General features: G+C 49.3%; 1 protein-coding gene. It reads left to right on the top strand.

Going from position 1 to position 1,411, the window contains the following annotated elements; genetic code table 11:
* The coding region (gene tuf, locus C6Y40_RS15210) for an elongation factor Tu (RefSeq protein ID WP_105935313.1) at nucleotides 1-1,161 on the top strand (1,161 nt) is incomplete at its 5' end.
* Nucleotides 1,162-1,411: the final 250 nt, after the last annotated feature.

Consider the following 1,411-nt stretch of genomic DNA (forward strand, 5'->3'; position numbering starts at 1 on the left):
TCGAAACCCCATGTAAACGTGGGTACTATCGGCCACGTTGACCACGGTAAAACCACTCTGACTGCAGCAATCACTACCGTATTGTCTAAGACTTACGGCGGTTCTGCTCAAGCGTTCGATCAAATCGATAACGCGCCAGAAGAAAAAGCACGTGGTATCACCATCTCTACTTCACACGTAGAGTATGACACTCCTACTCGTCACTACGCACACGTAGACTGCCCAGGACACGCTGACTATGTTAAAAACATGATCACCGGTGCTGCACAGATGGACGGTGGTATTCTGGTAGTTGCTGCGACTGATGGTCCTATGCCTCAGACTCGTGAGCACATCCTGCTTGGTCGTCAGGTTGGTATCCCTTACATCATCGTATTCATGAACAAATGTGACATGGTAGATGACGAAGAGCTGCTTGAGCTGGTAGAAATGGAAGTTCGTGAACTGTTATCAGAGTACGATTTCCCAGGTGATGACCTGCCAGTAATCCAGGGTTCTGCACTGAAAGCCCTTGAAGGCGACGCAGAATGGGAAAAGAAAATCATCGAGCTGGGCGAAGCTTTAGACAGCTACATCCCAGAGCCAGAGCGTGACATCGATAAGCCGTTCATCCTGCCAATCGAAGACGTATTCTCAATCTCAGGCCGTGGTACTGTTGTAACTGGTCGTGTTGAGCAAGGTATCGTTAAAGTAGGTGAAGAAGTAGAAATCGTTGGTATCAAAGATACTACCAAGACGACTTGTACTGGTGTTGAAATGTTCCGTAAGCTGCTTGACGAAGGTCGTGCAGGTGAGAACGTTGGTGTTCTGTTACGTGGTACTAAGCGTGATGACGTAGAGCGTGGACAAGTACTGGCTAAGCCTGGTTCAATCACTCCACACACCAAGTTTGAAGCGGAAGTATACGTACTGTCTAAAGATGAAGGCGGTCGTCACACTCCATTCTTCAAAGGTTACCGTCCACAGTTCTACTTCCGTACAACTGACGTAACCGGTGCCGTTCAACTGCCAGAAGGCGTTGAAATGGTAATGCCTGGCGACAACCTGAAGTTCGAAGTAGAACTGATTGCGCCAATCGCTATGGAAGAAGGTCTGCGCTTCGCAATCCGTGAAGGTGGCAGAACTGTAGGTGCTGGTGTTGTTTCTAAGATTATTGAATAATAGAAGCTAGCTGCATTCCAAAAAGGTCACTTCGGTGGCCTTTTTTTGTGGTGGTGCGCCGGGCATGGCGCGTAGTGCTTTAGCACTGTTCGACTCACTGTGGTGGTGAGTTGATGACTTGGAGGTGGAAGTCCTCTGCACACCCGGCAAGGGGAAGTGCTAGCCGAACGGCAAGGGTGTTCATCGTGAGGTGAAATCTGAAGGAAGCCGAAGGCAAAATGCTGGCCTGACGAACAGGAAGCGGTTTAGG

Origin of the sequence: Marisediminitalea alba, assembly GCF_002993365.1 — a bacterium.
Lineage (GTDB): Bacteria > Pseudomonadota > Gammaproteobacteria > Enterobacterales > Alteromonadaceae > Alteromonas > Alteromonas alba.